The 24,163-nt window shown below is 62.5% G+C and carries 29 protein-coding genes; 16 read left to right on the forward strand and 13 right to left on the reverse strand.

Going from position 1 to position 24,163, the window contains the following annotated elements; translation table 11 throughout:
- The first annotated feature begins 80 nt into the window (after positions 1–80).
- Genes EPO09_RS14280 through EPO09_RS14295 form a run of 4 tightly spaced genes read left to right on the forward strand, consistent with a single transcriptional unit; the run spans position 81 to position 4,333 of the window.
- Entirely contained in the window at positions 81–1,595 is a 1,515-nt protein-coding gene (locus EPO09_RS14280) for an NAD(P)/FAD-dependent oxidoreductase (protein ID WP_290643990.1), read from the forward strand.
- Positions 1,592–2,494 (forward strand): alpha/beta hydrolase, encoded by a 903-nt coding sequence (locus tag EPO09_RS14285; protein ID WP_290643991.1) that lies wholly within the window; start codon positions 1,592–1,594, stop codon positions 2,492–2,494. The genes EPO09_RS14280 and EPO09_RS14285 overlap by 4 nt, the downstream gene beginning before the upstream one ends.
- An 11-nt stretch (positions 2,495–2,505) precedes the next feature.
- The gene (locus EPO09_RS14290; RefSeq protein WP_290643992.1) at positions 2,506–3,375 is read left to right on the forward strand and encodes an SDR family oxidoreductase; all 870 of its coding nucleotides are present in this window, start codon (positions 2,506–2,508) and stop codon (positions 3,373–3,375) included.
- A 7-nt stretch (positions 3,376–3,382) separates the two neighbouring features.
- The gene (locus EPO09_RS14295; RefSeq protein ID WP_290643993.1) at positions 3,383–4,333 is read left to right on the forward strand and encodes an alpha/beta hydrolase; all 951 of its coding nucleotides are present in this window, start codon (positions 3,383–3,385) and stop codon (positions 4,331–4,333) included.
- A gap of 28 nt (positions 4,334–4,361) precedes the next feature.
- Here EPO09_RS14295 and EPO09_RS14300 read toward each other — a convergent pair whose 3' ends face one another.
- Entirely contained in the window at positions 4,362–4,985 is a 624-nt protein-coding gene (locus tag EPO09_RS14300; RefSeq protein WP_290643994.1) for an NADPH-dependent FMN reductase, read from the reverse strand.
- 200 nt (positions 4,986–5,185) lie between these two features.
- Between EPO09_RS14300 and EPO09_RS14305 the strand changes: the two genes are divergently transcribed.
- Positions 5,186–6,436 carry a GNAT family N-acetyltransferase gene (locus EPO09_RS14305; protein ID WP_290643995.1) on the forward strand — a complete coding sequence of 417 codons (1,251 nt, stop codon included), beginning with the start codon at positions 5,186–5,188 and terminating at the stop codon, positions 6,434–6,436.
- 16 nt (positions 6,437–6,452) lie between these two features.
- Here EPO09_RS14305 and EPO09_RS14310 read toward each other — a convergent pair whose 3' ends face one another.
- Positions 6,453–7,010: a flavodoxin family protein gene (locus tag EPO09_RS14310; protein ID WP_290643996.1), complete on the reverse strand. Its 558-nt coding sequence runs from the start codon at positions 7,008–7,010 to the stop codon at positions 6,453–6,455.
- A gap of 103 nt (positions 7,011–7,113) precedes the next feature.
- Between EPO09_RS14310 and EPO09_RS14315 the strand changes: the two genes are divergently transcribed.
- On the forward strand, positions 7,114–7,980 hold the full coding sequence (locus EPO09_RS14315; protein ID WP_290643997.1) for a 23S rRNA (adenine(2030)-N(6))-methyltransferase RlmJ: 867 nt from the start codon (positions 7,114–7,116) through the stop codon (positions 7,978–7,980).
- A gap of 31 nt (positions 7,981–8,011) precedes the next feature.
- Here the strand turns inward: EPO09_RS14315 and EPO09_RS14320 are convergent, their stop codons facing one another.
- Positions 8,012–8,713, reverse strand: coding sequence for a pirin family protein (locus EPO09_RS14320; RefSeq protein WP_290643998.1), 702 nt, complete (start codon positions 8,711–8,713; stop codon positions 8,012–8,014).
- A gap of 150 nt (positions 8,714–8,863) precedes the next feature.
- Here EPO09_RS14320 and EPO09_RS14325 point away from each other — a divergent pair, with 150 nt between their 5' ends.
- The 3 genes from EPO09_RS14325 (at position 8,864) to EPO09_RS14335 (ending at position 11,482) form a co-directional block, all read left to right on the forward strand.
- Complete coding sequence (locus EPO09_RS14325; protein WP_290643999.1) at positions 8,864–9,808, forward strand: LysR substrate-binding domain-containing protein; 945 nt, start codon at positions 8,864–8,866, stop codon at positions 9,806–9,808.
- Positions 9,805–10,698, forward strand: a complete 894-nt coding sequence (gene gluQRS, locus EPO09_RS14330) for a tRNA glutamyl-Q(34) synthetase GluQRS (RefSeq protein ID WP_290644000.1) — start codon at positions 9,805–9,807, stop codon at positions 10,696–10,698. Before EPO09_RS14325 ends, gluQRS begins: the two co-directional genes overlap by 4 nt.
- 157 nt (positions 10,699–10,855) lie before the next feature.
- Positions 10,856–11,482: a hypothetical protein gene (locus EPO09_RS14335; protein WP_290644001.1), complete on the forward strand. Its 627-nt coding sequence runs from the start codon at positions 10,856–10,858 to the stop codon at positions 11,480–11,482.
- Between the two features lie 3 nt (positions 11,483–11,485).
- Here EPO09_RS14335 and EPO09_RS14340 read toward each other — a convergent pair whose 3' ends face one another.
- Together EPO09_RS14340 and orn are read right to left on the reverse strand one after the other, a co-directional pair.
- Entirely contained in the window at positions 11,486–11,848 is a 363-nt protein-coding gene (locus tag EPO09_RS14340) for a cupin domain-containing protein (RefSeq protein ID WP_290644002.1), read from the reverse strand.
- Positions 11,845–12,435: an oligoribonuclease gene (orn, locus tag EPO09_RS14345; protein WP_290644003.1), complete on the reverse strand. Its 591-nt coding sequence runs from the start codon at positions 12,433–12,435 to the stop codon at positions 11,845–11,847. Before orn ends, EPO09_RS14340 begins: the two co-directional genes overlap by 4 nt.
- Positions 12,436–12,587: 152 nt before the next feature.
- Here orn and EPO09_RS14350 point away from each other — a divergent pair, with 152 nt between their 5' ends.
- The 4 genes from EPO09_RS14350 to EPO09_RS14365 are packed head-to-tail and all read left to right on the forward strand — an operon-like array spanning position 12,588 to position 15,456.
- Entirely contained in the window at positions 12,588–13,856 is a 1,269-nt protein-coding gene (locus EPO09_RS14350) for a M48 family metallopeptidase (RefSeq protein WP_290644004.1), read from the forward strand.
- 15 nt (positions 13,857–13,871) lie between these two features.
- Complete coding sequence (locus EPO09_RS14355) at positions 13,872–14,222, forward strand: 4a-hydroxytetrahydrobiopterin dehydratase (protein ID WP_290644005.1); 351 nt, start codon at positions 13,872–13,874, stop codon at positions 14,220–14,222.
- Entirely contained in the window at positions 14,219–15,187 is a 969-nt protein-coding gene (gene rsgA / locus EPO09_RS14360; protein WP_290644006.1) for a ribosome small subunit-dependent GTPase A, read from the forward strand. The genes EPO09_RS14355 and rsgA overlap by 4 nt, the downstream gene beginning before the upstream one ends.
- A gap of 5 nt (positions 15,188–15,192) precedes the next feature.
- The gene (locus EPO09_RS14365; protein ID WP_290644007.1) at positions 15,193–15,456 is read left to right on the forward strand and encodes a hypothetical protein; all 264 of its coding nucleotides are present in this window, start codon (positions 15,193–15,195) and stop codon (positions 15,454–15,456) included.
- Between the two features lie 28 nt (positions 15,457–15,484).
- Here the strand turns inward: EPO09_RS14365 and EPO09_RS14370 are convergent, their stop codons facing one another.
- Entirely contained in the window at positions 15,485–16,522 is a 1,038-nt protein-coding gene (locus EPO09_RS14370) for a nitronate monooxygenase family protein (protein ID WP_290644008.1), read from the reverse strand.
- Positions 16,523–16,655: 133 nt separating this feature from the next.
- On the opposite strand from EPO09_RS14370, the gene kstD reads away from it, so the two are divergent.
- Positions 16,656–18,410: a 3-oxosteroid 1-dehydrogenase gene (kstD, locus tag EPO09_RS14375; protein WP_290644009.1), complete on the forward strand. Its 1,755-nt coding sequence runs from the start codon at positions 16,656–16,658 to the stop codon at positions 18,408–18,410.
- A 36-nt stretch (positions 18,411–18,446) separates the two neighbouring features.
- On the opposite strand, the gene EPO09_RS14380 is transcribed toward kstD, so the two are convergent.
- Positions 18,447–19,052, reverse strand: a complete 606-nt coding sequence (locus EPO09_RS14380) for a TetR/AcrR family transcriptional regulator (protein WP_367200074.1) — start codon at positions 19,050–19,052, stop codon at positions 18,447–18,449.
- 176 nt (positions 19,053–19,228) lie between these two features.
- On the opposite strand from EPO09_RS14380, the gene EPO09_RS14385 reads away from it, so the two are divergent.
- Together EPO09_RS14385 and EPO09_RS14390 are read left to right on the forward strand one after the other, a co-directional pair.
- Entirely contained in the window at positions 19,229–19,669 is a 441-nt protein-coding gene (locus EPO09_RS14385) for a hotdog fold domain-containing protein (RefSeq protein WP_290644011.1), read from the forward strand.
- 2 nt (positions 19,670–19,671) lie between these two features.
- Positions 19,672–20,082 carry a PaaI family thioesterase gene (locus EPO09_RS14390; RefSeq protein WP_290644012.1) on the forward strand — a complete coding sequence of 137 codons (411 nt, stop codon included), beginning with the start codon at positions 19,672–19,674 and terminating at the stop codon, positions 20,080–20,082.
- Between the two features lie 12 nt (positions 20,083–20,094).
- Here EPO09_RS14390 and EPO09_RS14395 read toward each other — a convergent pair whose 3' ends face one another.
- From EPO09_RS14395 to rpsP, 6 genes are all read right to left on the reverse strand, one after another.
- Entirely contained in the window at positions 20,095–21,090 is a 996-nt protein-coding gene (locus EPO09_RS14395) for a CobD/CbiB family protein (protein ID WP_290644013.1), read from the reverse strand.
- Between the two features lie 55 nt (positions 21,091–21,145).
- On the reverse strand, positions 21,146–21,838 hold the full coding sequence (locus EPO09_RS14400; protein WP_290644014.1) for a CoA pyrophosphatase: 693 nt from the start codon (positions 21,836–21,838) through the stop codon (positions 21,146–21,148).
- A gap of 68 nt (positions 21,839–21,906) precedes the next feature.
- On the reverse strand, positions 21,907–22,278 hold the full coding sequence (gene rplS, locus EPO09_RS14405) for a 50S ribosomal protein L19 (protein ID WP_290644015.1): 372 nt from the start codon (positions 22,276–22,278) through the stop codon (positions 21,907–21,909).
- A 119-nt stretch (positions 22,279–22,397) separates the two neighbouring features.
- Positions 22,398–23,186: a tRNA (guanosine(37)-N1)-methyltransferase TrmD gene (trmD, locus tag EPO09_RS14410; RefSeq protein ID WP_290644016.1), complete on the reverse strand. Its 789-nt coding sequence runs from the start codon at positions 23,184–23,186 to the stop codon at positions 22,398–22,400.
- 29 nt (positions 23,187–23,215) lie between these two features.
- Entirely contained in the window at positions 23,216–23,890 is a 675-nt protein-coding gene (rimM, locus tag EPO09_RS14415; RefSeq protein ID WP_290644017.1) for a ribosome maturation factor RimM, read from the reverse strand.
- Between the two features lie 12 nt (positions 23,891–23,902).
- Positions 23,903–24,163 (reverse strand): 30S ribosomal protein S16, encoded by a 261-nt coding sequence (gene rpsP / locus EPO09_RS14420; RefSeq protein WP_290644018.1) that lies wholly within the window; start codon positions 24,161–24,163, stop codon positions 23,903–23,905.

The raw sequence follows: 24,163 nt of genomic DNA on the forward strand, positions 1-24,163 counted from the left end.
TATTGACATGGATCATTGTCAAAGATATTCTGACAAGAATCCTTGTCACAAATCAAGGTGTTTTCACATAGATCAGCGCCATGAAGCCACACGAATTCAAGCAAGCAGCCGCGGCCAGCCAGAACGCTGGCACGGGCATCGAGCGCCACCGCGTCATCGTCGTCGGGACCGGATTCTCGGGCCTGTGCATGGGCGTGAAACTCCGTGAAAACGGTGAGGACGACTTTGTGTTGCTGGAACGCGCCGGCGACGTGGGCGGCACCTGGCGTGACAACACCTACCCCGGCTGCGCCTGCGATGTGGAGTCGCACCTGTACTCCTTCTCGTTCGAGCCCAACCCGAACTGGTCGCGCATGTATGCGCCCCAGCCCGAGATCTACGCCTACCTGAAGCACGTCGCCACCAAGTACGACCTGCTGCGCCACATCCGCTTCCACGCCAACATCACCTCGTCGCGCTACGACGAGGCCCGCAAGGTCTGGATCGTCAAGGCCGAAGATGGCCGCGTGTTCGAAGCCGATGTGCTGGTCTCCGGCATGGGTGGCCTGAGCAACCCATCCATCCCCGACATCAAGGGCATGGACACCTTCGAAGGCACCACCTTCCACTCCGCGACCTGGCGCCACGATTACGACCTGACGGGCAAGCGCGTGGCCGTGATCGGCAGCGGCGCCAGCGCCATCCAGTTCGTGCCGGCCATTGCACCGCTGGTCGATCACCTGACCTACTTCCAGCGCACGCCGCCCTGGGTCGTGCCCAAGATGGACCGCCCGATCAAGCCCGAGGAAAAGGCCGACTTCGCCGCCAACCCATGGCGCCAGAAGATCGCCCGCACCAAGCTGTACTGGACGCTGGAGGCCCGCTTCCTGGCCTTCAAGTTCAAGCCCGAGTGGATGAACCTCGTGGCCAAGGTCGGCAAGCACAAGATCGCTCAGGCCGTGAAGGACCCTGCCCTGCGCGCCAAGCTCACACCGGACTACACGCCCGGCTGCAAGCGCCTGCTGATCTCCAACAACTACTACCCGGCCCTGGCGCGTACCAATGTCGACGTGGTGACAGACGGTATCCAGGAGATCACGGCCCGCGGTGTGCGCACCAAGGATGGCCAGGAACACCAGGTGGACGCCATCATCTTCGGCACGGGCTTCAAGGTGCAGGATCCGATCCCACCCAAGGCCGTGTTCGGCAAGGGTGGCGCTGATCTGGCCGAGGTGTGGAAGCAAGGCGCCGAGGCCTATATGGGCATGTCGGTGGCGGGCTTCCCCAACTTCTTCATGCTGATGGGCCCCAACACCGGCCTGGGCCACAACTCCATGGTCTTCATGATCGAGTCGCAGGCGCACTACATCGTCGAAGCGATCAAGACGATGAAAGAGCGCCGCATCAAGGCGCTGGAGGTCAAGCCGCAAGCTCAGCAGCGCTTTGTAGACGACGTGCAAGCCGATCTCAAGAAAACCGTGTGGAACTCCGGCTGCAAGAGCTGGTACCTCGATGACAAGGGCCGCAACACAACGCTGTGGCCAGGGTTTACATTCGCCTACCGCCTGAAGACCCGCCGTTTCAACCTCTCCCCCTACAACACCGAGCGAGCATGAGCATTCAATCCATCATTGCCAACATGGTTCTGCGCCATCAGTTCAAACGCGCCGGTCGCGGCCCCTTGAATGTGCAGAAGGCGCGCCACATGGTCAACAAGGTGGCCAAGCGCAACCCGCCGCCGCCCAAGAGCATCAAGCACACGCCGGTGGCCGCTCAGCCCGCCAACTCGCTGTGCTCGGCTGAATGGTTGAGCGTGGCTGCGCCCAAACGCACGGTGCTGTACTTCCACGGTGGCGGCTACTTCTTCTGCGGTCTGGAAACACACCGCCCGACCTGCGCCTACCTGGCCCGCACGGCCGAAGCCCAGGTGCTGTCGGTGGATTACCGCATGGCGCCTGAGAACGTCTTCCCTGCTGCTGTGGACGACGCTGTAGCCTGGTGGAAAGAACTGCTCAACAAGGGCATCGATCCGAAATCCGTCGTCTTTGCAGGCGACTCGGCCGGTGGTGGCCTGGCCCTGGCTTGCCTGGTGGCGTCGCGCGATCAAGGCCTGCCTCTGCCTGCAGGCGCCGTGCTGTTCTCGCCCTGGAGCGACTTGACGTGCTCAGGCGAGACCATGAAGTCCCTGGCCGATGCGGACGTGATGTTCAACCCCGACTCCCTGCCGGAAGCCGCTGCGCTGTACCTCAACGGCAAGCCCGCCAACACGCCGCTGGCCTCGCCGCTGTTCGCCGATCTCAAGGGCCTGCCGCCTTTGATGATCCACGCCAGCAAGCACGAGATCCTGCTGGCCGACTCCACCCGTCTGCACGAACGCGCCCAGCAACAGGGCGTCAAGAGCGAGCTGCACCTCAAGGCCAAGATGCCCCATGTGTGGCCCACGATGGTGATGCTGCCTGAAGCACGCCAGACCCTGAAAGAATGCGGCGCCTACATCGCCCGCGTCACCCGCTGAGGAGCATCCACATGAAGTCATTCAAGAACAAGGTCGCCGCCATCACGGGCGCCGCATCCGGCATGGGCCGCACACTCGCATTGGAACTGGCGCGCCGCGGTTGTAACCTCGCGCTCAGCGATGTAAACGAAACCGAACTGGTCAAGACCGCCGAGCTGGCCGGCAAGCACGGCGTGCGCGTCACCATCCAGAAGCTGGACGTGGCCAAGCGCGAAGCGGTGTACGACTGGGCCGAGCAAGTGGTACGCGACCACGGCAAGGTCAACCTGATCTTCAACAACGCCGGTGTGGCCCTGACCACCACGCTGGAACACGTCAAGATCAGCGATTTCGAATGGATCATGGGCATCAACTTCTGGGGCGTGGTCTATGGCACGCAAGCCTTCCTGCCCCACCTGAAGGCATCCGGTGACGGCCACATCATCAACACATCCAGCCTGTTCGGCCTGATGGCCGTGCCCACCCAAGGCACCTACAACGCCAGCAAGTTCGCGGTGCGCGGCTACACCGAAGCCCTGCGCATGGAACTGGAAATGGAAGGCACCCCCGTGAGCGCCACCTGCGTGCACCCGGGCGGCATCGCTACCAACATCGCGATGGCCGGCAAGGTCGATCCGATCATGGAAAAGCTCACCGGCACCACCGAAGAGCAGCAAAAGCGCCGTGCCAACAAGCTCATCAACGTGACCACGGCCGAATCGGCTGCATTACAGATCCTGACCGCCGTCGAGAAGAACGAACGCCGCGTGCTGGTGGGCAACGACGCCAAGATGCTGGACAAGGTCATCCGCATTTGTGGCTCGGCCTACCAGGTGCTGGTGATGCGTCAGTTGCGCAAGATGAACAAGAAGTCGAGCCAGGGCGCCAGAAGCGCGGCATGATGCGCGCATGAAGTGGCTGAAACGACTTTGGTGGAGTGCCGTTCTCCTGGGGATTGGCCTGGCGGTGTCCGTCTGGGCAACCTGGGAAACTGATCGGCAACTGGGTGACCTCGTGGCGCGCTGGGCGCCCGAGCCCTCCAGTTTTGTCGAACTCGACGGCATGCAGGTGCACATGCGGGACACCGGCCCGCGCGATGACCCCTATCCCATCGTGCTGCTGCACGGCATGTCGTCCAGCCTGCATACCTATGAGGGCTGGCAAACGGCCTTGCAAGGCAAGCATCGCATCATCAGCGTGGATCTGCCCGGCTTTGGCCTGACCGGGCCCAGCCCCCAGGGCGATTACCGCATCGACGCCTACACGCGCTTTGTGCTGCGTCTGCTTGACACACTGGGCCTGCGCCGCGTGGTTCTGGTGGGTAACGCACTGGGTGGCGAAGTGGCCTGGCAAACTGCCGTACTGGCACCTGAACGCGTGCGCAAGTTGGTGCTGATCGACTCCGATGGTTATCAGCCTTCCGTGCTGTCCATGCCGATTGCCTTTCAGATTGCCAGCATGCGCGGCCTGCGCTGGGTGGCCGAGCGCATCCTGCCGCGCTCACTGGTGGCATCCAGTGTGCGCAGTGTGTTTGGGGATCCAGCCAAGGCCACCAAGGACAAGGTCGATCGCTACTTCGAGTTGAACCTGCGCGTCGGCAATCGCCGCGCCTTGTTTCAGCGCATGGACCAGGCTCAATTCGGTGGCAACTCCGCACTGATCCACCGCGTGCAGCAGCCCACGCTGGTGATGTGGGGCGAGAAGGACGAGATGATTTCGCCGGATCAAGGCAACCTGTTTTGCCGCGACATCCCGCGTTGCAAGCTTGTGACCTTCCCAGGTCTGGGGCACCTGCCACAGGAAGAAAACCCCCAGGCCACGCTGAAGGTCTTCCTGGACTTCCTGGCCTCCACCAACTGATGGCCAGGTGGCATCCGCACCCGCAGGCTCAAGCAGCAGCCAGACGCCAGGCGGCCTGACGCATCACCGAGGCAACGACCTTGTCCAACAGGTGATCCAGCTCGGGCTTCTTGAGCACCACCTCGCTGGATGAAGCATCCAGTTGCTGATCAGCCAAAGGCAAAGCCATCTGCTCGGGCACAACCACCATCGCAAAGTTGGTGCTGAGGTAAGTGCGCACGATGGGCAAAGCCCGGATGCCGCCCAGGGCGCCGGGAGACGCGGCCAGCAAGCCTACAGGTTTGCCAGCTGTAGCGCCCGAACCGGCAGGCAGATCGCCTTGCGCGGGCACCGTCGAGAGCCAGTCGAAGCTGTTGACCAGCAAGGGCGTTGGCAAGGCGTTGTATTCCGGACAGGCAATCAGCAAGCCATCGTGGCTGGCAAACAGATCGCGCAGCTTGATCGCGCCGGCGGGCTTGCCGTTCGCGGCCGCCCAGTCATCGTCATAGATCGGCATGGCCAGTTCACGCAAATCCACGTGCGTCACTTGCGCACCCGCTGCTTGCGCCTTGCGTGCAGCCAGACTGACCAGTTGACGATTGAGCGAACCCTGACGGGCACTGCCGGAAATGGCCAACAACCTGATGGGACGAGATGTATGACTTGCTGTCATGAGATTCCTTCTGTCGAAGCGTGACATCTTGCCGTAAACGCCAGTAGCCACACGCCCATCCCGGCTGATGAAATACCCCCAGATGCGCGGCCCCCAATGTATGTGTACAAATGTAAGATGGCCGACTAAGTTATCCCCTGTCCGGCACGCTTGTCATCAAGCGACTACCCCAGGCAGGCAACAAGGAACCAAAGACAAGCATGCAGATCACCGTGACACTGGAAACGCTGCCTCCCCGCGGCGTGCTGGAGGCACGCTGGCGCGATCTGGAAGCGCGCGCGAATGCATCGTTCTACACAAGCTGGTCCTGGATAGGCTGCTGGCTTCAGGTGCTGCCCGCCAATCTGGCGCCCCAGTTGCTGGTGGCGCACCATGCCGGACGAACTGTTGGCATGGGTCTTGTCATCAAAGGCAAGGCCAAACTGCTGCAAATCATCCCCGTTCCGTGCTGGTACCTGCACGCAACTGGTCTGGAAGCCGTTGATGAACTGACGATTGAGTACAACGGCTTTCTGGTCGAGCGGGGACACGACATCAAAGTCAAGCACGCGATGCTGGACCACCTGCTGCATCAAACCAGCGTTGGCCGCATCGAGATCAAGCTGGCATCCCGGCAACTGGACATGCTGGCGCGCCAAACTACCCAGAAGCCTGCCTGGCAAGCGGGCAAAAATGCCATCGTGCGTTCAACTGGCTTCACGTCCTACATGGTCAACCTTGATCAGGTGCGAACCAGTGCGAAGGGCTATCTCTCGCTGCTCAGTGGCAATACGCGCAGCCAGATCAGGCGCAGCATGGCCGCTTACAAAGAACTGGGCGAGTTGGTCGTGGAAGAGGCACGCACGCCCGAACAAGCACACGCTTTCATGGCGGAGTTGCGCAAGCTACATGGCCAGACCTGGCTGGGACGTGGTGAGCGTTCAGGTTTTTCCTTTTCACCGATTGCCCGTCAATTCCACGATCAGGTGATCGAGCACGGTTTCGCGCGTGGCGAGGTTCAGGTGCTGCGCATCTCGGCAGGCGGACAGGATGTGGGTTACCTGTACAACCTGGTGCACCGCGGGCATGTGGTCTATTACCAATCCGGCCTGCGCTATGGTGTGTTGCCCAAGCATGATCGACCAGGCCTCGTCTGCCACAGCCTGGCCGTTGAGCACAACACCCAGGCAGGGCATCACTTCTACGACTTTGCTGCCGGCAACTACCGCTACAAGGATTCGCTATCGACGCACAAGGAACCACAGCACACCCACGTATTCCAGCGTGATGGCGTGCTGCCTCGGCTCGATCGAGATCTGCGTGCGCTCAAGTCCCAGATAAGGCACTGGCGTGAACACCTGAGACTCTGGCGCAAATGCACCGCGCAATCGGCGATGTCCACCCTGCTGGCCCTCACGCCCATTGGGCTGGACATCGACTGCGTCAGCTTGCTTCAGGCTATCCCCCCGTAAGGCGGAGGGATCCGCTTCAGACCGAGAACTTGCCAGCCACGTCCGCGACGCGAGCGCCGAACTGACGTGCGGTTTCCAGATCGCCAGGCAGCATTTCGTCCACGCTGGCATCAGACGGCGTTGAGGCCATGGCACCGCTGAACGAGGCCACGTAGTTCACGTCATTGCGCGTGGCTGCCTTGCTGTTGCTGGGCATCAGGCCTGTGCCCACCCAGATCATGCTGTGCTGCATGGCCAGGGTGAACAGGTAATGCAGGGTGGACAGTTTGTCCCCGTTCATTGAAGCCGAATTGGTGAAACCAGCGGCGATCTTGTTCTTCCAGGCCTGGCTGTACCAGGGCTTGGACGAAGCATCGATGAACTTCTTGAACTGCCAGGGCACGCTGCCCATGTAGGTGGGGGCCCCCATGATGATCGCGTCGGCGGCAGCGAGTTGCTCCCAGCCACCTTCGGGCAGATTGCCCTCGCCATCGACGGCCAGCAATTGGCCGCCCGCGCCTTGCGCCACGGCCTCGGCCATGCGTTTGGTGTGGCCGTAGCCGCTGAAATAAACGATCACGATCTTCTTGCTCATGGCATTTCCTTCTTGGTTGGAAGTTGAACGACCCACTGTGGGGCAAACAAAAAAGTCACACGAGCCGTGAGGCAAAGCGGCATAAAACCGCTACCCTTGGCACATGTTCAGTTACAGACACGGCTTCCACGCGGGCAACCATGCCGATGTGCTCAAGCACATGGTTTTGGTGCAATTGCTTGAGCACATGCTCAAGAAAGACAAACCTTTCTGGGTGGTGGACACCCATGCTGGCGGCGGCTTGTACGACCTGACCAGCAACTACGCGACCAAAAGCGGCGAGGCCGAAGACGGCATCACGGTGCTTTGGGAATATCGCAAGGACAAATCCATTCCCGAGGCGGTCAGGGATCTGATCAAGCAGATCGGGGTGGTCAACGACGGCGATACGCTGCGCTGGTACCCCGGCTCCCCCCAGATCGCGGCGCAAATGCTGCGTGAGGGTGACCACCTGCGCCTGTTCGAATTGCATCCCACGGAAATCAAGCTGCTGGAAGGGCACTTCGCATCCGTCAAACGCGGTGTCAGCATCCAGTGCGCCGATGGCTTCACCAACCTCAAGGGTTGCCTGCCGCCGCCTCCTCGCCGCGGCCTGGTCCACATCGACCCACCCTACGAGTTGAAGGAAGACTACCGTCGCGTGGTGCAGACTGTCGCGGACGCGGCCAAGAAATTCCCGACCGGCACCTACGCGATCTGGTACCCCGAGGTGGCGCGCCGCGAATCGCAGCAGTTGCCTGGCCAGCTCAAACGCCTGGCAGCCGAGTTGCCCAAGGTGGACTGGGTGCACGCCACGCTGCGCGTCAAGGCAGCCGAGCCTGGCGGCAAGGGCCTGTTCGGCTCCGGCATGTTCATCATCAACCCGCCCTGGACGCTGTACGACCAACTGGCCGAGGCGCTGCCCTGGCTGGTGGAGACCATCGGCCAGGACGACCACGCTGCCTACACGCTGGAAGCGCAACAGAGCTGACAGCAAGGCGATCAGCATGATCGTCCGGTCCTCAGGCAGCCAGGTCGAAGAACAGAACTTCGGCCTGCTGGCCTTGCTCGATCTTCAAGGCGGACTCGCCTTCCAGCTTGAGCGCATCACCTGTGCCCAAGGCCTGGCCATTGACCACCACCTGGCCGCGCGCCACGTGCACATAGCCCTTGCGAGCCGGGTTCAGGCTCAACTCGGCCGTCTCAGCGCCATCGAACAAGCCCACAGACAAGGTCGCATCCGCATGGATGGTGACCGAGCCGTCACGCCCGTCCGGTGAGGCCACCAGACGCAGGCGCCCGCGCTTGTCTTCGGCGCTGAAGTTCTTCTGCTCGTAGCCTGGGCGCAGGCCGCGCTCATTGGGTTCGATCCAGATCTGCAGCAGATGGGTCTGCTTGTACAGATCGTGGTTGAACTCGCTGTGCAGGATGCCCTTGCCGGCGCTCATGCGTTGCACGTCACCCGGCAGGATGCTGGCGCCATTGCCCAGGCTGTCCTTATGAGCCAGATCGCCTTCGAGCACATAGGTCACGATTTCCATGTCGCGGTGGCCGTGCATGCCAAAACCGCGCCCCGGGGCGATCACGTCATCGTTGATCACGCGCAGCGGGCCGAAACCCATGTGGGCAGGGTCGTCATATTCGGCAAAAGAGAAGCTGTGGAAGCTTTGCAGCCAGCCGTGGTCGGCATAACCTCGTTCATCGGATCGGCGCAGTGTGAGCATGGTGGGCTCCTTTCCTTTTGCGTTGATGGGGCAAGGCCGTGTCTTGCCTTGGGGTTCACTGTAGGCCGCACGCCGTGTTTTGCCGCTGCGCCACACTGATGGCATCATTCAAGTAATTTGAACAGTCGCCGGGTTTCCGGCAGCAGCCTCATGCCAGACCGCGCCCACGCCCTCTCGCCCGAAGCCCTGGAAATGGTCGTGGCCATCGCGCGCACGGGCAGCTTTGCGGCAGCGGCCCGCGAGCTGGGCAAGGTGCCCTCCGCCCTGACCTACTCGGTGCGCCAGTTGGAAGACGCCCTGGACGTGCTGCTGTTCGATCGCCGCAGCCGCCAGGCCAGGATGACGGCCGCCGGCGAAGAACTGCTGCGCGAAGGCCAGTTGCTGCTGCAACAGATGAACGCCGTGGCCAACCGCGTGCAGCGTGTGGCCTCCGGCTGGGAAGCGGAGCTGACTGTGGCCGTGGACAAAGCCATTGCGCCGCACGCCGTGTTCGATCTGATGGAGGCGTTCTACGCGCTCAAACCGCCCACGCGCCTGCGCATGCGCAGCGAAGTGATGACCGGCACCTGGGAGGCGCTGGCCTCAGGACAAGCCGACCTGGCCATTGGCGTAGCTGCAGACCGGGCATCTGGCCAGGACATCCGCTGCGAAGCCATCGGCGAGCATCATTTCGTGCTGACCGTCGCGCCACATCACGCGCTGGCGCAAGCGCCGGAACCCCTGTCCTCGGCCACCTTGGCCCAGCACCGCATCATTGCCGTGGCCGACACAGCACGGGATCTGGCACCCATGACGGTCGGCATCCTGCCCGGGCAGGACGTACTCACCCTGCCCTCGATGGCAGCCAAACTAGAAGCCCAGTTGCGAGGCCTGGGCTGCGGCTTCTTGCCGGAACCCATGGTGCGCCCACACGTCGCGGCAGGCCGGCTGATCAAAAAGGAAGTGGACACCCCACCGCGCGTGGTGCGCACACATTACGCCTGGCGCCAGACCGGCGCGCAGCCAGGCATGGCGCTCACCTGGTGGCTGCATCAACTGGCGAGCCCGGCCACACGCTGCGCACTGCTGGATCTGCATGAAGGGCTGATTCTGTGAGCGGCTACGTCGGTCGATTTGCGCCCTCGCCCACGGGCCCCTTGCACGCTGGATCGCTCGTGGCCGCGCTGGCCAGTTGGCTGGATGCGCGTGCCCATGGAGGCACATGGCTGGTGCGCATCGAAGACGTGGACATCCCTCGCTGCATTGGGGGTGCCGATCAGGTCATCCTGTCTCAATTGGCGCAATGCGGCCTGCTGCCCGACGAAGCACCCATCTACCAAAGTCAACGCGGTACGGTCTATCAACAAGCACTGGATCAACTGATCTCGGCCGGACATGCTTACCCCTGTGGCTGCACCCGGGCAGACATCACCCTGGCCAATACCCGGACGGGGCGGAGCAAACAACGCCACGGCGATCTGGTCTATCCGGGCACCTGTCGCCCTCAGCGTGGCGGCCTGCAAGGCAAGCCTGCCCGCGCCTGGCGCCTGCAAGTGCCAGATGCACCGGATGACCTGCTCGTGTGGCATGACCGGGCACTGGGCGAACAGCAACAGCACCTGGCCAGCGCCGTTGGCGACTTCGTCATCAAGCGAGCAGATGGTTTGTGGGCCTACCAGCTCGCCGTCGTGGTGGACGATGCCGCTCAAGGTGTTACGGACATCGTCCGGGGCGAAGACCTGTGCGACAACACGCCACGGCAGATCCTGCTGCAACGCTGGCTGGGGCTGCCTGTCACGCGTTACCTGCACACGCCATTGGTTCTGGGCGACAACGGCGAGAAGCTCTCCAAGCAGAACGGCGCCCAGGCGCTGGATCTGAGCGCCCCTCTGGCCGCGCTGCAATCAGCTGGCGCAGCGTTGGGCCTGACGGCACAGGCCGGCAACTTGAGCGATTGGCTCGCTGAAGGGGTCCAGCATTGGCGCGACCACCACCTGCATCCATGATGCAAGACGGCAGGCTCGGCTGTATCCCCGCTATATTCGTGATGGACTACCGCCGGGATCGATTTCCACTCGGGGATCGTCTTGACACCGGGAACATCTGCCCCCAGAGATGATCTACAGAGCTAAAGTGATCTCAACAACTTCAACAGGTGCTCACATGAACGCAATCCGCATCGGCACGCTGGTCCTGGTGGTCCTGCTGTCGGCTTGTGCGTCCAAGGGCACGTCCAAGGGCATGGCCAAAACGCAATCGCGCATGACCACGGCCGCAGCGACGCCGCTCAACGATCTCAACCTGGTCAGAGACGAGATTCCGGAGGTTCTCCAGAATGCGGCCAAGGAGCCCTATCTCAAGCCAGCCGACGCCAATTGCGCGCTGGTCACGACCGAGATTCACCAACTGGACGATGTGCTTGGCGCCGATCTGGACGCCCCCGAATCCGATGAGCCCTCCTTGCTGGACCGCGGCACCGACGCCGCCGAAAACACAGCCGTAGGTGCCATTCAACGCACGGCTGAAGGGCTGGTTCCCTTCCGCAGCTGGGTTCGGAAATTGAGTGGTGCGGAACGGCACTCCAGAAGGATGGCAGCGGCCATCACGGCAGGCTCCATCCGGCGCGCCTTCCTCAAAGGTGTGGCCGCATCTCAAGGATGCGTCATCAAACCGCCTGCACAGGTCGTGGCATCAGCGTCAGCGCCGGCATCAGAGGCGGCCCCGGAAAAGGTCGCCGCAAGCTGCTCTGACACTGCGGCCGCCACTTGCGCCAAGCCAGCCACACCTTGATGCTCAAGCAGCCCGGTCCACCACCACAAAGTGCTTGCGCACCGGGCCGATCACCTCGAACGCACCTTCAAATCCGGCAGGAATCACCGCGCCCTGGCCAGCCGGTACATCCACGTAGCCGCCCTGCGTGTCATGCAAGCGCACATGCCCTTCCAGCACGAAGAAATACTCTTCCTTGCTGGCGGGAAAGGCGATGCGCCAACGCCCTACCTCGCAAGCCCAGATGCCACTGCTCATCAGGCCATCGGCCGATTCGTACAGCGTCCAGGTCTCGCGGCGCGGGTTGCCTTGCTCCAGGCGATCCGGCCTGGGATGGTCGATGCTGCCGGGTGTGACAGGCTGATCGAATCGCGTGATCGTGGTCATTTGACGATGAAGTGCTCGCGGTAATAAGCGAGCTCGTCGATGGATTCGTGGATATCAGCCAACGCCGTGTGCTTCTGCGCCTTCTTGAACCCTTCTGCCAGGCCGGGCCGCCAGCGCTTGGCCAGCTCCTTGAGCGTGCTCACATCCAGATTGCGGTAGTGGAAGTAGGCCTCCAGCGTGGGCATGTAGCGCGCCAGAAAACGGCGATCCTGGCAGATCGAGTTGCCGCACATGGGCGATTTGTTGTTGCCGATGTACGGTTTCAGGAACGCGATCACGGCCTTGGCCGCCTCGTCCTCATCCACAGTTGAAGCCTTGACGCGGTCGATCAGGCCGCTCTTGCCATGCGTGCCCTTGTTCCAGGCGTCCATGCCATTGAGCATGGCGTCCGACTGGTGGATGGCGAACACGGGGCCCTCCACGCGAACGGACAGTTCGGGGTCCGTCACCACCACGGCGATCTCGATGATGCGATCGCTGTCGGGCTTCAGGCCGGTCATTTCCAGATCGATCCAGATCAGGTTCTGATCGCTCTTCTTCAGCACAGCAGGGGCGTTGTCGGCGGCAGGGATCGGCGCGTCGCTCATCTATCTAGGTCCTTGGGGGCCTTCGCCCCATTCTTGTCATACGAAAATCGCGGCCAGGCAAAAAGCTGGCATGAAGCAAAAAACTTCGGTTTTGCCAGCCCATGCACCCAGGTCCGAGCAGGCAATTGTGCGGCAAACGTACACTGACGCCCATGCAACCCAGTGATCTGACCCTGCTTTTCGTGGTCTTCGTGACCGCATCCCTGTTGACCAAGCTATGGCTGGATACCCGCCAGGCCCGTTTTGTCGCCCAACATCGCACCGCCGTGCCCGACGCCTTCCGCGACGAGGTGACGCTGCTCAGCCATCAGCGTGCAGCCGACTACACCCTGGACAAGCTGCGCTTCGGGCTGTTGAACACCGCCATCAGCACGGCCGTGCTGCTCGGCTGGACGCTGCTGGGTGGTCTGGACTGGCTCAACCACGTCGTGCGTGATGCCGTTTTCCCGCGCTGGGGTGGGCTGGCTTACCAACTGGCCTTGCTGGGTGCCTTCACCGCCATCGGTGCCATCATCGAATGGCCCATGGATGCCTGGAACACCTTCCGCATCGAACAACGCCACGGCTTCAACCGCATGACCTGGGGCATGTGGATTGGCGACCAGTTCAAGCAAGTGTTCATCGGCCTGCTGATTGGCACACCCATTGCCGCCCTGATCCTGTGGCTGATGGGTGCCGCCGGTCAGGCCTGGTGGTTGTGGGCCTGGGGCGCCTGGGTGGCCTTCAGCCTGCTGCTGATGGTGATCTTCCCGATCTTCATCGCCCCGCTGTTCAACAAGTTCGAGCCCTTGCAGGACGACCACCTCGCCAAGCGCGTGACCGACCTGATGGCGCGTTGCGGCTTCAAGGCCAAGGGCTTCTTCGTGATGGACGGCAGCCGCCGCTCTGCGCACGCCAACGCCTATTTCACCGGCCTGGGTTCATCCAAGCGCGTGGTGTTCTTCGACACCCTGCTGAGCAAGTTGTCTCATGGCGAAGTCGAAGCCGTGCTGGCGCACGAGTTGGGTCACTTCAAGCACAAGCACGTGCTCAAGCGCATGATCATGATGTTCGTGATGAGCCTGCTGGGCTTTGCCTTGCTGGGCTGGCTGTCGCGCCAGTTGGGCTTCTACCAGGGCCTGGGCGTGTCGCCCAATCTGGGCAGAGAGCCCAATGATGCGCTGGCCATCTTGCTGTTCATGCTGGCCTTGCCATCGTTCATGTTCTTCGTGTCGCCCATCTTCTCGTACTTCTCTCGCCGCGACGAATACCAGGCCGACGCCTATGCTTGCCAGCAAGCCAGCGGCAAGGATCTGGCCATGGCCCTGATCAAGCTGTACAAAGACAACTCGTCCACCCTGACGCCTGATCCGATGTACGTGCGCTTCTACTACTCGCATCCACCTGCGTCCGAGCGCCTGGCCGCGATGGCCGCCAGCTGAGATGGCTTGATCATCATGCCGACACCACACGCCTTGCCGCTGAACCAGCAACGCTGCGCCCACCAAAGCGGCGCGGCTTTGAGCGCGTCCGAGCAACAGATCCTGATGAGCCAGTTGAGCCCCGGCTGGCACGTCGATAACAGTGCCCCTGGCGGCGTGCTGTGCCAAACCTTCACCTTCGCCGATTTCCACCGCACCATGGCCTTCGTCAATGCGATCGCCTGGATCGCCCATGAACAAGACCATCACCCCGATCTGGCCGTGAGCTACAAGAACTGCACCATCCGCTGGTCCACGCATTCCGTGGGCGGGCTGTCAATCAACGACTTCATCTGCGCGGCCCGCGTGGATGCGCTGTCGGCATGAAGCGCCACGGCAGAGGGGCGCCGCAAGGTCGCCATGGTCGCCCAGGCAAGACAGCCGACACCAGCCAGTGCAGCAAGGGCCTGGTCGTGGCCACGCATGGCCGGCACGTTGTGGTGGAAGATGAAGAAGGCGAACGCCTGATCTGCCACCCACGCGGCAAGAAGAGTGAGGCCGTTGTGGGTGACCGCGTGCTGTGGCAACACACGCTGGACGGTGGCGATGAAGGCGTGATCGTGGCCGTGGAAGAGCGCAAGAGCCTGCTCTACCGCCAGGACGAATGGCGCAGCAAATCGTTTGCCGCCAACCTGGATCAACTGCTGATGTGGATCGCCGTGGAGCCCGTCTTCAGCGAATCACAGCTCACACGGGCCTTGATCGCCGCAGAGTCGGCCGGCATCCCGGCCACCATCGTGCTCAACAAGATCGACCTGCCCGGCGCGCCAGCCGCGAAAGAGCGCCTCGCGCCTTATCGCGCCATGGGCTACCGCGTGGTCGAGCTGTCCTTGAAGCAGGAAACGGAAGCGGCACGCGAACAGGTCGGCCCCTTGCTGGATGGCAAGGCCACGCTGGTGCTGGGCCCGTCCGGCGCGGGCAAGAGCACGCTGATCAACACGCTGCTGCCCAACGCACGCGCCGAAACGCAAGAGATCTCGCAAGCCCTGAACTCGGGCAAGCACACCACGACATCCAGCCTCTGGTACTGGCTGGACGAAAGCCGTACCAGCGCCGTCATCGACTCGCCAGGCTTTCAGGAGTTCGGCATGCACCACATCCCGCCGACAGAACTGGCGCGCTGGATGCCAGACATCGCCAAACACATGAACGACTGCCGCTTCCACAATTGCACGCATCGGCAGGAGCCGGGCTGCGCCGTGCAGGCCGCCGTGGAACGAGGTGAAGTCAGCCCGATTCGCCTGAGCCTATACACCGCCTTGTATGAAGAACTGAGCCAGCCACGCTGGTAAGCCGCATGAACGACCAACTCTCCACCCTGCCCCCCACGCTGGAAGCATTCCTCCAAGGCCACCTGAGCGTGCAGGATCTGGCCCACGCCTGGCGAGATGCGACACAGGAGCATGAACCCGCCCTGCCCGAGCGCTATCTGGACGTGCTGGAGCGCGTGCTCAATCAGCTGGAAAGCGCTGCGCTGTTCACCGAAGAAAGCTGCTCGTTCAGCCAGGCCGACATGGTGGCCGCGCTGGCCGACTGGTTGACCAAAGCGCGCGCGCTCTGAAGCCGCCCTACCGGCCTCAACAAGCAGATCAGGCCACAAGATCCTGACGGTTGGGCTGTGTCGCGCTGATGGGCACGAAAGCCGAGGCCAGATCGTTCACCACATCGGCCGCCCACATCACCGAGCGGATGCGCGCCACCTCGTCGCCCGCATACAAGGCCGTGCTGTCACGCATGTGCGGCGCCATGGAGGCTTCCATCGCTGCAGCCGAGAACAGCGGCAGATGAGGCCGCTGCCATTGCACCAGTTCGGCCTTCATAGGCGTGAAGCGCCGCGTCAACCCCGTCAGCTTGTAGATCAGGCGCATCCAGGCCGGCACCTGCCCCTGCGAATCACACCAGCGCCGCGTGGCCTCGTTGTCCAGCACGCGATGCGGTGCATCCCAGTTCATGCCAAACAGATTGGTCAGCACCGTGTGCTCGGCCTTGACCAGCGCCTTCTTGTAGAGATCGTGCGCCTGGCTTTCATGCGTGGCCACAAAGCGGGTACCCGTTGAAACGCCCACCGCACCCTGATGTCGCGCCGACAGTGCATCTTCAGCGGTGTACATCCCGCCAGCAGCAAACACGGGTACAGGCCCAGCCAGATCAACGATGGGCGACAAGATCGCTTTGAGCAGGCTGGTTCCGCGTACATGCCCACCGGCTTCGCGGCCCTGCACGATCAGTGCATCCACATCATCCTGAAGCGCCATGCGCGCTTCTTCCACGCTGCCGACCTGCTGAAAGGTATAGATACCGGCCTGCTTGAGCCGGCGAATCAGCGCGGGATCGCGGCCCCAGAACAAGGTGGCCATCGGCACCTCTTGCGAGATGAGCAAATCCACATGCCGAGGGCGCGTGAATGGCAGCAGCAAGTTGGCATTGAAGGGATGGCCTTCACACAACCTGCGGGTCAGCGCCAGGGCCATACCCCACTCTGAGACATCCATGATGCCCAGCGTCCCGATGCCGCCCGCGCGACTGACCGCTGCAGCCAGCTTGGGGCCAGCAATGCCCGGCATCCCCGCCTGCATGACCGGATAACGAACACCGATATGTCGCAATGCCGCCAGTTTGTCCGCCATAGCGCCTCCAAGGTCCTCAGCACAGGTTAACCCGCCACCAATTTGAGTGTGGCGCAGTCCAAGTGTCATCCGAAGCCCCCGTATTTGACCCGAGAATGCTTCGATCACCAAACCGAATTTTGCAGGTACGCAGATGTCCTCAACGCCTAATCGTCGTCAGATCCTACAGGGTGCCGCCTCCGCCGCACTGGCCTCTTCCGTGGCCGGTGGCATCGGGGCCAAGGCCTACGCGGCAGAAATCGAATTCGACGTGGTGGTGATTGGTTCAGGCGCTGCCGGCATGACGGCAGCGCTGGCAGCCGCCAAGCGAGGACTGCGCGCTGTGGTGATCGAGAAAGCCGCGACATTCGGTGGCTCCACGGCCCGCTCGGGCGCCGGCATCTGGATCCGCAACAACGAAGTGCTGCAAAAAGCTGGCGTGATCGACACACCCGAAAAAGCCGCCACCTACCTGGATGCCGTTGTCGGCCCCATCGTGCCCGCTGACCGCAAGGCTGCCTACCTGCACTATGGCCCTGAGATGATCTCCTTCATCCTGCGCAACACGCCCATGCGTTTCCGCTGGATGGAAGGCTATTCGGACTACTACCCCGAGCTGCCAGGCGGCATGCCCAATGGCGCCTCCATCGAGCCGGATCAGTTCAACGGCAAACTGCTTGGCAAAGAGCTCGCCAACCTGAACCCACCCTATCTCGCCACGCCGCCCGGCGTCGTGATCTTTGGTGGCGAGTACAAGTGGCTCAATCTGGCTGCCGTATCAGCCAAGGGCGCGCTCGTGGCCGCCAATGCGGTGGCGCGTTATGTCGAGGCCATGCTCAAAGGTGAGGCGCCCTTGACGATGGGCCAGGCGCTGGCTGCAGGCCTGCGCACGGGCCTGCTCAACGCCAATGTGCCGGTGTGGCTCAACTCGCCTTTGATCGATCTGCAGCAAGACGGTAGTGGCCGTGTCACGGGCGCCCTGGTCAACAAGGAAGGCACGCCCACGCTGGTCAAGGCCCGCCTGGGTGTGGTCATGGCCACTGGCGGTTTCGAGCACAACCTGGAGATGCGCCTGGCCTACCAGCAGCATCCCATCACCACGGACTGGACCGTGGGCACCAAGACCAATACCGGCGACGGCCACCAAGCCGGCCAGCGTGCGGGCGGCAGTTTCGACCTGATGGACGACGCCTGGTGGGGCCCCATCATCCCGCTGCCTGAAGGCCCCTACTTCCTGCTGGCCGAGCGCACACTGCCTGGCAGCATCATGGTCAACGGCCAAGGCAAGCGCTTCCTCAATGAAGCCGTGCCCTACACCGACTTCGTTCACACCATGTACCAGCAGGTCACCGAAGGCAAGGACATCACCACCTGGCTGGTGGTCGATCAACGCTACCGCAACCGCTACCTGTTCAAGGAGACCCTGCCCTTCCTGCCACTGCCCAAAGCCTGGTTCGATTCGGGCGTGGTCGTCAAGGACCTCACGTTGGAAGGCCTGGCCACCAAGATGGGCGTGCCACCTGCAGCCCTGCGCAACACCGTGCAGCGCTTCAACGGCTTTGCCGATGCCGGCAAGGACCAGGACTTCCACCGTGGCGACAGCGTGTACGACCACTACTACACCGACCCTGCCGTGCGCCCCAACTCCTGCCTGGCCGCGCTGCGCTATGCGCCCTTCTACGCCTTCAAGGTCAAGCCGGGCGACCTGGGCACCAAGGGCGGCCTGCGCACCGACGCCCGTGCTCGCGCACTGCGTGCCGATGGCAGCGTGATCAAGGGCCTGTACGCGGCCGGCAATGTGAGCGCCTCAGTGATGGGCCACAGCTATGCCGGCGCCGGTTCCACCATCGGCCCGGCCATGACCTTCGGCTACATCGCCGCCAACGACATGGCCGACAACCAGGCTTGATGCATCATCAGGCCTGAGCAAGCAGGCCCAGCAAGCTCAATCGGAATCTGCCACGCTCAACCAGGCGGCTTCCGCCAGCCTTTCGCGCTGCTGCGCTGGCGCAGCCTTCACCCGGCCAGACAGCCACGCACGGCTGTAGTTTTCGGCCGCCCCGATGATCAGGGACGGCAGCAACTCCATCGGCCAATCCTTGATGCGCCCGGCTCGCCCAGGCTCGCCAAACCACGCCATCACCAACCGCGCACGCTGCCGATTGCGCTGCTGCAACTCGGCGCCGTGCGGGCCTTTTGATACGGCCGAGCGCGCCTGAAACATGAAGCGCGCCAACTCAGGCTGCGCCGTGATCCAGTCCACATAGCTGTAGACCAGCGCCGCCACGCCGTCGCGCATCGTCTGAGCCTTGGCCAGTTCGGCATCAATCAGATCGGCCTGGTCCTGCAAGGCGCAGAAGAACAGCGCCGCCACCAGGCCTTCCTTGCTGCCGAAGTGGTGGTACAGGTTGCCCACGCTCGCTTCACAACGCGCCAGGATCATCTCGATGGTGGTGGCCTCTATGCCGCTTTCATTGAAGCAGGCCAGGGCACCAGCCAGCATGTGCCGCTTGAGCTGAGCTCGTACGCCAGGATAGGCTCGCTCCAGCACGGCCTTGGCACCAACAGGTGCAGAGACGTTCTCGGCGTTCGCAGATCTGACGGAAGCGGACTTGTTCACGGGGGCCATGCTTGTTTTCATGAACTTGTATTTGACACCGAATATTATTCCAGAATACTATTCTGTTTGTCAGCAACAAGTCCGCAAGAGGACACCGAGGAGACCCCATGAGCCAAGTACTCAATATGTTCAACAGCGTTGGCGCCGAACAGTTCACGAACATGATCTGCCAGATCGCGCCCTACTTCAGCACCATCCAGCCCAGCATGACCACGCTGCGCCCAGGCTATGCCGAAGCCACCGTGCCCCTGCGCCGTGAAGTGACGAACCACCTGGGCACCATGCACGCGATTGCGCTGTGCAACGCCGCCGAACTGGTTGCCGGCACCATGACCGACGCGTCCATCCCCGAGGGCTACCGCTGGATCCCCAAGGGCATGAGCGTGGAGTACCTCGCCAAGGTCAAGACCGACATCCGCGCCGTGGCCGATGGCAGCAGCATCGACTGGACCCAGGCTGGCGACCAGGTCGTGCCAGTGGACGTGTTCGACACCGAAGGCAAGAAGGTTTTTGCGGCCCGCATCACCATGAACGTGAAGGCTGCCTGACCATGATCGACATGCTCGCCATGGGCCAGCAAATCCTGGCCTCGCAAGCCTTCAGCGTTTTTCTGGGCACGCAACTGACCGCCTTCAATGACGAACAGGTTGAATTGCACCTGCCATTGCGGAACGAGTTGAAGCAGCAAAACGGCTTCGCCCATGGCGGCGTGTTGAGCTATCTGGCCGACAACGCCCTGACCTTCGCAGGCGGCGCCAAACTCGGCCCCGCCGTGCTGACTGCCGAGTACAAGATCAACTATCTGCGGCCAGCCGTGGGCAGCAAGCTGATTGCACGGGCCAGCGTGATCTACGCAGGCAAGTCAACGGCCACCTGCCGATGCGATGTGTTTTGCGTGAGCGAAGACGGCGTGGAAAAGATGTGCGCCATAGCCCAAGGCACGATCGCCAAGACGGGCTGAAGCGATTCAGGCTCAGCCGATGAGATTGGCCAGCGACAGCAAGGCGAGCAGCAGCATCCACAGCACAACTGAACGCCAGATCAGGCCCACCACACTGCGCAAGTGGGCCATCTGGGGCGCGGCACCCGTGGTGCTGCCTTGCGCCTCGATCACATCGGGCGCATCGCCTTGCGTCAAAGTCCGACTGACGTCCTTGCCTTCATCGGACACCGGCGCCACCTGGCCACCAAGGCGCACACCCAGCGCACCCGAAGCTGCGGACAGGATCGTGCCCTCATTGGGACGCACCCACAGCACGGCATGGCGACGCCAGGCATCCACCGCATCTTCGAAATTACCGACCACGGCAAAGCCAAAAGCCGTGAGGCGAGCAGGCACGTGATCGACCAGGGAGAACAAGGTCTGCGACAGGCTCATCAGGCGATCATGGGTGGAGACCCCCGTGACTTGACTGCGATAAGACCAATAGCGGCTCGCGAACTCGGCCATGCGGTACAGCACGGCGCCAGCAGGCCCCAGGCCCACAGTAGACAGCACCACAAACCAGAAGAACACGCCAAACACATGGCGATGGGCCGCCAGCAGTGAGTACTCCAGCACATGGCGCAGGATCTCGGTGCGCGGCAGTTCGCTGGCGTCCAGGTTCTGCCAATGCGCCAGCAACTCACGGGCACGGTCTTCGCGCCCGGCTTCCAGCGCATCGCGGATATCGGTGAAATGGTGGCTGAATTGCCTGAAGCCCAAAGTCAGATACAGCACGGCCACATCCAGACCCAGCGCCATCACGGTGCTGTAACGGTTGGTGAGCGTATAGATACCGGCGATCATGGCAGCGGGCGCCACGACAGTCACGGCCCACACGATACGGGCGTGCATGTCCTCACCGGCATCAAAATTGCGCCCGACCCAGCGCACCCAGCCAGTCAGACCATGATGGATGGGGTTGAGATTCGACAGGGGCTTGAGCTGCTCCGCCAGCAAGGCGAAGAGCACGGCAAAAAAGCTCATGGTCAGATCATAGCCCCCACCCCGCCCCGCAAAGGGCAGGAAAGGCGGCCAAGTGTCAGGCAGACAGGAAGCGGTATAAATTTCGCAACATCGCGGCGGTGGCACCCCAGATGAAGTACTCCTTGTCGGTGACATGCGAGGTCCAGGGCATGGAGAAGAACTCCAGGCGTGAACCGGCCACGTCGAAGGCCCGGCGCTCGTGATAGCGTGGGTCCATCAAGAAGCGCAAAGGCACCTCGAAGATCTCATCCACCTCGCTCGGATCGGCCTGCAGGATCAGTCGGTCTGTTTCGCCGGACTGCGGAGCGATCAGGCCCACAACAGGCGTGACGACAAAGCCGGTACCGGTGGTGTAGGTGGGCAGCGTGCCCAGCACATCCACACGCGCAGGATCCAGCCCCACTTCTTCCTGCGCTTCACGCAAGGCGGTAGAGACGGCATCGGGGTCGGTCGGTTCGCTGCGGCCGCCGGGAAAGCTGATCTGGCCAGCGTGCTTCTTGAGGTGCGGGGTGCGCTGGGTCAGCAAGACGCTGGGCTCGTCGCGCATGACCAACGGCACCAGCACGGATGCCGCCACCGGGTTGGGCGAGCGGTACCACTTTTCGACCTCGACATCAGGATGCCAGATGGGCGGCTGCTGGAAACGCTGTGCCAGCGCGGCCCGCGTGAAGCGTTGTGGGTCAACAGCCGGCAGATGGGCATCGTGGCCCAGGAGCTCGGCCACACGGGGATCGATCGTGAATGCCATGGCGACACCATAACAAAAGCCGCCAGTGCTTGCGCAACAGGCGGCTTTGGGCCGAAGCAAGAGGCTTATCAGCCCCGGTTCGATACAGCCAGCTTTTCCTTGATACGTGCCGACTTGCCGGAACGCTGACGCAGGTAGTACAGCTTGGCGCGACGCACATCGCCACGACGCTTGACTTCGATGCCAGCGATCAGGGGGCTGTACAGCTGGAACGTACGTTCCACGCCTTCGCCGCTCGAGATCTTGCGCACGATGAAGCTGGAGTTCAGGCCGCGGTTACGCTTGGCGATCACCACACCTTCGTAGGCTTGGACGCGCTTGCGGGTACCTTCCACCACGTTGACGGACACGATCACGGTGTCGCCAGGGGCGAAAGAAGGAATGGTCTTGTTCAGACGAGCAATTTCTTCTTGCTCGAGCTGTTGAATGATGTTGGACATCAAAGGCTCCTAAATGATCTTGCCCGCGCCGGAAATTAGTTGCTGCACATGCTGCCGAAGCTGCCTGCACGGCACCCCAGATAGGGTAGAGGCCGGGTAGAGGATCGGAAAACCGCAGATTATAGCGCGAGTTGGGACAAAAAGTGTTCGTCTTGTTTGGACAATTCACCGCGCGACCTGGCCGCCTCGATCAACTCGGGGCGGCGGCGGGCCGTGATGGCCAGTTGCTGCTCCCGGCGCCAGCGCGCAATGTGGGCATGATGACCCGACATCAGCACAGGCGGTACAGCGGCCTCAACCCCTGCCAGACCAACTTGATCCGGCAGGCTCAGCACCTCCGGGCGGCTGTAATGCGGGCAGTCCAGCAGGCCATCTGAAAAACTGTCTTGCTCGTGCGAGGCCGCATCATGGAGCACGCCAGGCTGCAGGCGGGTCACGGCATCGATCAAGGTCAGCGCCGGCAACTCGCCGCCGGACAGCACGTAGTCACCCATGGAGATTTCTTCATCCACATGGGCGTCAATGAAACGTTGGTCAATGCCTTCGTAGCGACCGCACAGCAGCACGGCGCCCGGCCCTTGCGCCAGTTGCTGCACGCGCTGCTGCGTCAAAGGCTTGCCAGCCGGACTGAACAAGATCACGGGCAGGCGCTCGGCACCTGCCGCAGCCTGATCCGAACGGATGGCCGACAGGCAACGCACCAGCGGTTCGACCAACATGACCATACCGGGGCCGCCACCAAAGGGGCGATCATCTACTCGGCGGTAAACGCCTTCGGCGTGATCACGCAAAGGCCACAGGCGCACGTCAACCTGACCGGTTTCGAACGCACGGCGCGTCACGCCCACGTTCTGGAACGGGGCGAACAGTTCGGGAAACAGGGTGATGACGTCGAAGCGAACGGCCATCTCGGCCCCCGTTCAAGGTAAGTGGAGGATCAGTAGTCCAGGCCCCAATCGGCGACGATGCGCCGATCAGCCAGGCTGACACTGACAATGAAGGCCGACACGAAGGGGATCAGGCGCTCGACGGGCTTGCCGTCCTCGCCGGCTTCGCCTTCCAGTCGCAGCACGCTGTTGGGACCGGTGTCGAGCAGATCAACCACCTTGCCCAGGGCTTCACCCTCTTTGTTGACCACATCCAGGCCGATCAGATCGACCCAGTAGAACTCGTCTTCGTCGGGCGTCGGGAAGGCCGAGCGCGACACATACACGCGGGCACCCTTGAGTGCCTCGGCGGCATTGCGGTCCTCCAGCCCTTCGGCTGTGGCCACGACCACGTCACCCTGATCACGGGCCTGCTTCACCTGCAGGAAGCGCGGCTTGGCCAGGCGCGCCACACCCTTGGGGGCGGCAGCAGGCTTGGCAACCGGCGCAGCGGCGGTAGCTTTGGCGGCGGATGGACGCGGCAAAGCACCCGAAGGCGTATCGCCCGGGCGCAAAAACCATTTCTTGGTACAGAAGAGCGCCTGGGGATCCGAAGAGAAAGGCTGGACCTTGATCCCGCCTTTCACACCCCAGGCGTCAACGATGCGCCCGACCTCTATCGCGTCTGCTGGCCAGACGATGCCGTCTTCCAGAACAGGGGCGTAGGTCTCGGCGCGATCGTTCATGCAGTCGTCAGCTTAGGCTGCAGGAGCGGCCTTGGCCTTGGCATCGCGAACCAGACGGGTCACGGCTTCGGAAGGCTGTGCACCGTTGCTGACCCAGTGGCTCAGACGGTCCAGCGACAGACGCAGGGTTTCGGCGTTGCCGGAAGCCAGGGGGTTGTAGAAACCCACGCGCTCCAGGAAGCGGCCGTCACGGCGGTTCTTTTGTTCAGCAACGACGATGTTGTAGAAAGGGCGCTTCTTGGAGCCACCGCGAGAGAGTCGAATCACGACCAT

This window comes from Aquabacterium sp. (assembly GCF_004297345.1).
Classification (GTDB): domain Bacteria; phylum Pseudomonadota; class Gammaproteobacteria; order Burkholderiales; family Burkholderiaceae_C; genus Aquabacterium.